Here is an 8,150-nt window from a genome sequence, read left to right as displayed (position 1 = left end):
GGAACTCGCGACGATCGACCGGCTGTCGTCGGGACGCGTCATCGCGGGAGTCGCCAGCGGATGGCTGGAAGCGGAGTTCCGCGCGCTCGGCGTATCGTTCGAGAAGCGCGGCGCCTACACCGACGAGGCGATTAAGCTGATGCGCGCGGCGTGGTCCTCCGCCGTACCGGAATTTCACGGCGAGTTTTTCGATCTCGGCGGCATGCGCTTCGGCCCGCGGCCCGCTGCCGGCAACATCCCGATTTGGGTGGGAGGCATCAGCCGTCGCGCAATCCGCCGCGCAGTCGAGCTCGGCGACGGATGGCATGGAACGCGTATGAACCCCGACCAGGTCGCAGAGCGCATCGGATGGATTCGCGAGCTCGCCGCGCGGCGCGGCCGCAACCTCGACGGCTTCGCGATCAGTCACCGCGTGTACCTGGGCTTCGCGCCGAAATGGACCGACACCGGCGGCTACGTCGAAGGCATCCTGGCCCCACCCGCTGAAATCGCCGACTACTTGAATCGCTTCGCCGCAATCGGCGTCGATGAAATCCTGATAAGCCCGCTCGGCAGCGAGCCGCTCACAACGTTCATCGATCGCTTCGACACCGAAGTCCGCCCCAAGCTCGTATAAGCGGTGATGACGAGTTTCTGGGATCGCGTACCCAGTCGGGCCGAACAATCACTACCCAGGATTGCGAGGTTGATGGATATCTTCAGATTCGGGATGGACTTCCTTCATCATCTTTTCGTGCTGATCGGTGGTCATCCGCGCGTGAGATTCGGTCGCTGCCTTTTCTGGCGGACTTAGCTGCGCGAGATGGCGGACCCACAAGACCATTCCCCAGATCTCTTTCGGGGCATGGTTCTTTCCAAATCCCGGCATGCCAGTCAGAGAAATGCCGTTAGCTATTACGAAGTAGATCTCGCCGTCCGGCCATTTTTGGGTGCCGCCGGTTAGCTTCGGGACTGGCGGAGAGAAGTCGGCGTCGAACCGATTTTCGCCGTCGCCCTCAAGTCCGTGACATTTGGCGCAGTGCTCTTCGTAGTCGCTCTGCCCGGTTTTCAGATTCTCCGGGGTCGGAGGCAAAGGATTGGACTGCGTGACGGCATTGCGGCGGATCCAATTGGACGTAACGTAACCCGCCAGCTTGTTTTCCATGTGACCGGGTTTGCGCAGCGCGCTCCAGTTCATCGCGGGGAAAAGGAGCAATATCGCGACCAGCAGCGCCATCACCGCCAGCGCGCCGACTATCAGGATATCGAGCAAAGTTCTTTTCACAGTTTTTATTTCGCGGGACCGATCACCCTAACGAGCGCCGACGAACCCTCAATTCGCTCGCCGTCCATCGGCTCGCATCGTCCGCCCAGATGCTCGGCGAGGAATCTTTCCACGCGCGCGAGAAAATCCATTGTGTTGGACGGGCGCGTGAGGCCGTGGCCCTCATCGGAGTACAGCACATACGTTGCCGCGCCGCCGTTCTTTTCGATCGTCGCCACGATCTCTTCGGCTTCGGACTGCTTGGTGCGCGAGTCGTTGGCCCCTTGCACGATAAGAAGCGGAATCCGGATTCTATCCGCCGCGAATAACGGTGACGCATTCGTCAGCAACTCCTTATCTGCCGGGTCGTCAGGATTTCCCACCCGCGCATTCCACAGGGCGCGCATTGCAATATAGGGCGGAAACGATCTGATCATATTGAACAGATTGCACCCGCCACACAGGTCGATGGCGCACTTGTAGAGTTCCGGCGTGAAGGCCGCGCCCGCAACCGCCGCATATCCTCCATACGAAAGTCCGATGATCGCGATACGCTCGGCGCCGGCGATACCCTCGTCAACTGCCCACTTCACCGCATCGGTCAGGTCGTCCTGCATCTTCAGCCCCCAATTCCGATCGCCGGCGTGGAGATGCTTCATCCCGTATCCCATCGAACCGCGATAGTTAGGCTGCAGCACTGCGTAGCCGCGATTAGCAAGAAGCTGCGTCCACAAGTTGAGTGTCCAGTAATCGCGCAGCCACGGCCCGCCGTGGACATTGAGTACGAGCGGGAGATTTCGCGGCTCGATACCTGCCGGTAGCGCTAGGTAGCCATGCACTTCGAGTCCGTCGCGCGCGAAATATCTGATCGGGCGGACCTCGGCGAGTTGAAGCTGGTCGAACTCGGGCCGATCGCTGAACAGGAAGTCCGCCTGCTTCGCCGCGCGGTCCCACAGATAGTACCGGGTCGAACGGTGAGCGCCCTGGAACTCGACGATCCACTTGCGATCGTCGGAGTCGCGGCTCACGACGCGGAAGTCGCCGTCGTCGAGTCCGCGTATCGCCTCGAAGTCTGCCGCGATGCCGCCATCGATCACACTCCATTGCCGTCGTCCCGGTTCGAACGACACCGCCTCGATCGCCTGCCGACTCGGATGGATCATCACCCGCTCGGCGTCGAAACCGTCCATCGAGGCGACTACCCTCTCGCCATCCGACTCGATCGCGCGCGCCACCACTCTTATGGTGTCGCTTCCGAGCGAGGAAAGGAGGAAGACCTCGCGCCCATCGTGGTTGAAGCCCAGCGGAAATACCCCTTGGTCGGGCGCGGCGCTCAAGAGCGTCCGCCATGGCGATGCAGTATCTGTGCGCACGCGCACTTCGAAGCCGTCATCGGGGGTACGGACCCGCGCGGCGCGCACCACGAGGTCATCATCCGCCACCCACCAAATGACGTCACCGGGATTTTCCACTTCCAGCGTTGCCGCCCCGGTTCGCAGGTCGATCCGCCACACGTCCATCAGCTTGCGATCGCGGACGTTTAGCACAGCTAGAATCTCGCCGGGACGCTTCCCGCTGGTCATGATGTAACTGCATCGCACGCCCTGCCACGGAGTCAGGTCGCGGACATTCGCGGTCTCCAGATCTATCGTGCAGAAGTGGAAGTTCTCGTCACCTTGGTTGTCCTGGCGGTAGAGGATGCTCTTCGAGTCCCAAGCCCACTGGTAGCTCTGAATCGACCGCGGCTCTGCACTGACGCATCGATCGTCGCTTTGGCCAAGCGTGCGCACCCAGATCTGCAGAACATCGCGTTCGTTCGGCGCGAGGTACGCGATACGTATGCCGTCCGGCGAGAGCACGGGCTGCGATCGCCTGGGGTTAGCGAGCAGCACCGCGCGCGGAATCAATGGCGGCATTCCTGTGGGCGTCTTGGTGGGACCTCCTCACACCAACCAGGTAGTTCCGCGCATTCTTTACCAAACGGCCGCCGGTTTTCACCAACCGTTGTTGCAAGCTTGGGGTAGAACGAAGGCGCTGACTTGCCCGTGATGCGGGCGCTCTGTAAACTCGTGTCGCTTTCACTAGCGACGTAAAGGGCTCATACGCTTAGAGCGATCATCGCATCGCCGCTAGGACACTTGTAATTCGGGGAAGATACAATCTCGACGACATCTACCATAGTCGCATCCAACGCTCGCACTGGCCGGACGGACGCCCTCGCCGAGAGTCGCGCCAACGCGCCCGCGCAGAGCACCCTGCGTACCTATTTTGCGATGCTGGTGCACGTTTCGCGCTGGCATCTGATCGGCGTGATCGTCGTGACCGTTCTGTTTTCGCTGAGCGAGGGCATTGGCATCGCGCTGCTGCTTCCTACCCTGCAGATTGCCGGCTTCAATATGGCGGGACAGGGCGAGGCGGGACGCTATGCGGCGATGCTTTCGAACGCGTTCGTTGCGATGGGACTGCATCCAACGCTGATTCTTCTGCTCGGCGTATTCGTGACGCTGGTGGGCGCGCGGACGGTGCTCGGACAGATCCAGAGCGTGGGGGTGTACGCAGTTCAGCAGGAAGTCGAGCATCATCTGCGCCGCCGCCTTTATCATTCAATTGCCGAAGCGAACTGGTTGTTCGTATGCCGCAGCCGCGCTTCGGATTTCACTCACGCGCTGACCCACGAAATCTACCGCATCGGTAACGGCACGAATGTCGCGCTCGTATTCACCGGCGAAATTGTCCTCGGGATGCTCTACATGGCGATCGCGTTCGCGCTGTCGGCCGGGATGACCGCATTGGTGCTGGTCTCCGGCGCGCTGCTGACGTTCGTCTTTCGCGGACGCACGCATGCGATCGAAGCGCAGGGCGAGGAAGTCTCGAGCACCAACAAGTCGCTCTACGCCGCCACGATCGAGCACTTGCAGAGCCTCAAAGCGGCCAAGACGTACGGCGCGGAGGAACGAAATTTCTCGATTTTCTCCAGCCTCAGTGCCGATGTCGTGCGAGCCAACGTGGACGGCGTTCGTCAACAAGCAATCGCCGCGACCTGGTTCGAACTCGGTTCGGTCATGATTCTGGCAGTGGTGCTCTACGTCTCGATTCGAGTGCTGGCGGTGCCGCCCGCGTCAATTCTGATCCTGTTGCTGCTGTTCGCACGTGTGATGCCGCGAATCATGAGCGGTCAACAGCACTACCGCGCCTTCGTCAACTCGCTGCCCTCGTTTGCCAACCTGCTCGGTATCGAAGCGCGATGCGCCGCGGCGGCGGAACCCGCCGCGCATCCGCACGATCGGATGTCGCTCACACGCGAGCTCGCCGCCGACGGCATATCGTTCACCTACAGCGAGGGACGGGTGGCCGCGGTGAGAGATTTGAGCCTGGTGATTCCGGCGGGGAAGGTGGTCGCGCTGGTCGGACCGTCGGGCGCCGGCAAGAGCACTATCGCCGACATTCTGATGGGCCTCGTGCTGCCTGATTCAGGGACGCTCAGACTCGACGGCCGGCCGCTTGGACCCGAAGGCGTGCGCGGATGGCGCGATCAAATCGGCTATGTGGCGCCCGACACGTTTCTGTTTCACGATACGATTCGCGCCAACCTCAAATGGGCGCGGCCCGACGCGAGCGAGGACCAAATGCTCGCCGCGCTCAGGCAGGCGTCGGTGCTCGATTTCGTCGCGGGACTGAAAGACGGACTCGATACCGTCGTCGGCGACCGCGGCATGATGGTGTCGCAGGGCGAGCGTCAACGCCTTGCCCTCGCCCGTGCATTCCTGCGCCGCCCGTCGATGCTGATCCTCGACGAGGCGACCAACAGCCTGGATTCCGAGAACGAAGGACGCGTGCTCGACGCGATCGAAAGCCGCCGCGGCGAGCTCACCGTCGTGCTGATCGCGCATCGACTCTCGACTATCAGATGGGCCGATCTGATCTACGTCGTCGAAGGCGGCAAGGTCGTCGAGTCGGGCGATTGGTCGTCGCTTAGCGCACAGCGCGACGGCCGCTTCCGCGCACTCTGGGAAGCCCAGAGCCTGACCATCTAACCCGCTGAGCCGCGGTGTTAACAACTCGATATCCAGCGTCACTCACGTCACATTCTATTAATCCGCGACTAATTGTTCCGACATCTCCCTGAACTAGGTTGACGCCGTTCGTTTGAGCGCAGGGGTCTGCGTTCGGCGACGTGACAGATCGACTTGGTGGGAGGGGACATGAACATTCGATCGCGTATTTCGTCGTTGCTATTGCCGGCCGTTGCCGCAATCGCGCTGTTCTTAAGCGGATGCGCACAGCAACGTGAACTTGGATGGTGCACCGTTTACGGCGCCACTGCGGGTGCACTGATTGGCGCCGGCGCCGGCTTCGGTATCGGCGACGCCAGTGAAGGCAAAGACGGCTCGAGCTCGCGTGAAATCGCGGGCGCAGTAGCAGGCGCTGGTATCGGCGCAGTAATCGGCGGAGTCGCGGGTCATTACTATTGCGATCCGATCGTTCAGCCGCCGCCTCCGCCACCACCGCCTCCGCCACCTCCACCACCGCCGCCACCTCCACCGCCGCCGGTGAAGGAGAAGCTGGTGCTGCGCGGCGTGCACTTTGATTTCAACAAATCGAACATCCGTCCCGGCGATGCGGCCGTGCTTGATGAGGCCGCCTCAACGCTCAAAGCCAATCCCGACGTGGACATCGACGTGAATGGATACTGCGATGCGATCGGCGGCGAGGAGTACAATTTGAAGCTGTCGGACCGGCGCGCCGACGCGGTCGAGGACTACCTGGTCAATGCTGGGATCAACGAAAGTCGGCTACATCCACACGGCTACGGCAAGACCAACTTCGTTGCGACCAATGACACCGACGAAGGACGCGCGCAAAACCGCCGCGTCGAACTGACGCCCGAACAATAACCGCATACGTAAAACGGGGCGCTCGCACTCGCGCGAGCGCCCCGCATCAGGTCCTTAAACCCGCTCGGGTGCGCCCCTTAGAAATGCTCGAACGGTGGGGGCTCGTTGGTGAGGTCGTTCGGATTCGCGACGGGTATGCGTGCAGACGAAACCAGGTTTGCGTTCGCTGCCTTACTCGTTGCCGCGCGGCTGGCGCCTTCTGAAAGAGTAGGAGCAGGCAATGCCTGCGCAATCTCACCTTCATCAACCGGAATGTTTCTAATCACGGCCGCTGCGTCATACGCATTGGCTTCGTTGCCTTTGATCATTTTGATCGTTGTGCTGGCGCTGAACAGGTCATCCACTCTCGTGCCGGCAACGTTGGCACTGCTTTCAATCGGCGCTACCAGCACGAAGTAGCGGTACCCATTCTGCAGGGTTACGTCCGCGCACCTTCTGAGCAGGTAGGAGTGAAGCGTGTCCGGTGAAATGAACCGATTGCCACGGAAGGAAACCTGCGCGGTGTTGTCGTTCAGGCGCTGATCGGAATATCCACCCGAGACGCCGTCGGGCTGATATGCAGTGGCACAAGCAGCCAACAAGCAAACGGCCGACAAAGCGACCAACCTGATCCACCCCCGCATCGGTATAATCTCCCCCTACAATTAGTTATATCAAACATACCGTGAGTACGGTCGCGAACCAAACCGCACCTGGCCGTCCATTTCAGTCTGGCCGGCCGGGGAATCGCCCCACTGCGCGACAGGTTTGATGATGGTGCGAGAGGGAATCCGTCGTTAGCCGGGCAGCCTTTAATGTTACAAGCGCGAGCATGAGCCATGAACCGCGAGTGTTGTGTTGGCCGCTAAGAAGCATTCACGTGCGCTTTTCATTAAGGATTGCAATGAGCATCGGCGAGATTTAACGCGGTATTTGCTGCCGTTGTTGTTCAATCGGACTTGGCGGCGCCCTATAGCGGCCATTCGGCAACGGCGCCGCCTAGATACGCCAACCCGCCCATGTATCCACTCATGTATCCACCCACGTTCCACTGACCCAAAATCTGCCCCATGCCGTCGCACCAGAATGCGATGCCCTTGGTTGGAATAGCAATGAAACCAGTAAAGTAGCGCATGAGAGGAGCTATTAGTTGATCGCCCGGGCTGGCGCCCGGTAATGGGCCAATGACCCAGCTCTCGGAGCCCGTAGCGACGTCATAGGCGGCCAGACCCGGAGAAGGATCCGAAGGAGGGCCCAGGCCGCCTCCAAATGGGACCACCACCAGCTCCTGTGTGTGCAGCGGCGTTCCCACCAACTCCTTTGCGTACAGCGGCGTTCCTGGATAGGACGGTGTCTTGCTGGACCAATTCGCAACACCGTTAGATGCGTCCAACGCATAGAGTTTAAAATCCTCGGTTGCAGCGTAGACCACATCGCCGACGGCAGTTACTCCAACATAGTTGAAGTTAGGCTCTGGGCGATTCCAGATGACGGAACCATCTGTCGCGCGACGAGCCTCTAGCAGCATCCCGAAATTGGACTGACTGGTTAGGTAGAAAACGCCGTTATCCGCGCTTGCTGTATTTGCCGTGTAAGGCGCCTGCCATAGTATTGACCCTGAATATGCGTCGAACGCCGTACTCGGACTGCCGCTACCGAGGTAATTGACCAGGAGAACGTCCATCGTCTCCACCGCCGAATTTACCTGTGAGGTCCCCTGGGCAGACCAGCGGATGACTCCGGTCTGCGCATCAACAGCAAAGACGTCCGTCTTGCATACCGACGATTACGTTCGGGCCATGGCACCCCGTGTAAACGACCTTGCCGCCGAAGGACACCGTCTCAAGGATGGTAGCGAAGGCCGCGTCGATAGTGATCAGATCGCCGCCCTCTGTGCCCACCCATACTTTTCGAATCCCGTCCTTAAATGCCGGCGCCGCTTTAACTGCCGGCGCCGTTATTATATCTAAGTTTGCCGTCTCCAAAGGTGTGCCCGGAAAGGGTAGGATGTGACAGGCACCATTAACCGTTGC

Annotated in this window: 8 protein-coding genes; 3 read left to right on the top strand and 5 right to left on the bottom strand. The window is 60.5% G+C overall.

The window, feature by feature from the left end:
- Positions 1-616 (top strand): LLM class flavin-dependent oxidoreductase (locus VIW95_RS15410; protein WP_331588121.1); only part of this gene is annotated, 616 nt, incomplete at its 5' end.
- A 51-nt stretch (positions 617-667) separates the two neighbouring features.
- On the opposite strand, the gene VIW95_RS15405 is transcribed toward VIW95_RS15410, so the two are convergent.
- Both VIW95_RS15405 and VIW95_RS15400 read right to left on the bottom strand, forming a co-directional pair.
- Positions 668-1,264, bottom strand: coding sequence for a cytochrome c (locus VIW95_RS15405; RefSeq protein ID WP_331588119.1), 597 nt, complete (start codon positions 1,262-1,264; stop codon positions 668-670).
- 5 nt (positions 1,265-1,269) lie between these two features.
- Positions 1,270-3,159, bottom strand: coding sequence for a S9 family peptidase (locus VIW95_RS15400; protein WP_331588117.1), 1,890 nt, complete (start codon positions 3,157-3,159; stop codon positions 1,270-1,272).
- 357 nt (positions 3,160-3,516) lie between these two features.
- Here VIW95_RS15400 and VIW95_RS15395 point away from each other — a divergent pair, with 357 nt between their 5' ends.
- On the top strand, positions 3,517-5,277 hold the full coding sequence (locus VIW95_RS15395; protein WP_331588115.1) for an ABC transporter ATP-binding protein: 1,761 nt from the start codon (positions 3,517-3,519) through the stop codon (positions 5,275-5,277).
- A gap of 168 nt (positions 5,278-5,445) precedes the next feature.
- Positions 5,446-6,138, top strand: coding sequence for an OmpA family protein (locus VIW95_RS15390; RefSeq protein ID WP_331588113.1), 693 nt, complete (start codon positions 5,446-5,448; stop codon positions 6,136-6,138).
- A 77-nt stretch (positions 6,139-6,215) separates the two neighbouring features.
- On the opposite strand, the gene VIW95_RS15385 is transcribed toward VIW95_RS15390, so the two are convergent.
- From VIW95_RS15385 to VIW95_RS15375, 3 genes are all read right to left on the bottom strand, one after another.
- Positions 6,216-6,761, bottom strand: a complete 546-nt coding sequence (locus tag VIW95_RS15385) for a CC0125/CC1285 family lipoprotein (protein WP_331588111.1) — start codon at positions 6,759-6,761, stop codon at positions 6,216-6,218.
- Between the two features lie 326 nt (positions 6,762-7,087).
- Positions 7,088-7,852 carry a PQQ-binding-like beta-propeller repeat protein gene (locus VIW95_RS15380; protein ID WP_414645301.1) on the bottom strand — a complete coding sequence of 255 codons (765 nt, stop codon included), beginning with the start codon at positions 7,850-7,852 and terminating at the stop codon, positions 7,088-7,090.
- Between the two features lie 16 nt (positions 7,853-7,868).
- Positions 7,869-8,150 (bottom strand): hypothetical protein (locus tag VIW95_RS15375; RefSeq protein WP_331588107.1); only part of this gene is annotated, 282 nt, incomplete at its 5' end.

The organism is Binatus sp. (SeqCode) (genome assembly GCF_036522015.1).
GTDB lineage: Bacteria > Desulfobacterota > Binatia > Binatales > Binataceae > Binatus.
Note: the sequence above shows the minus strand (reverse complement) of the source record. Positions and strands in the feature narration are given on the sequence as shown.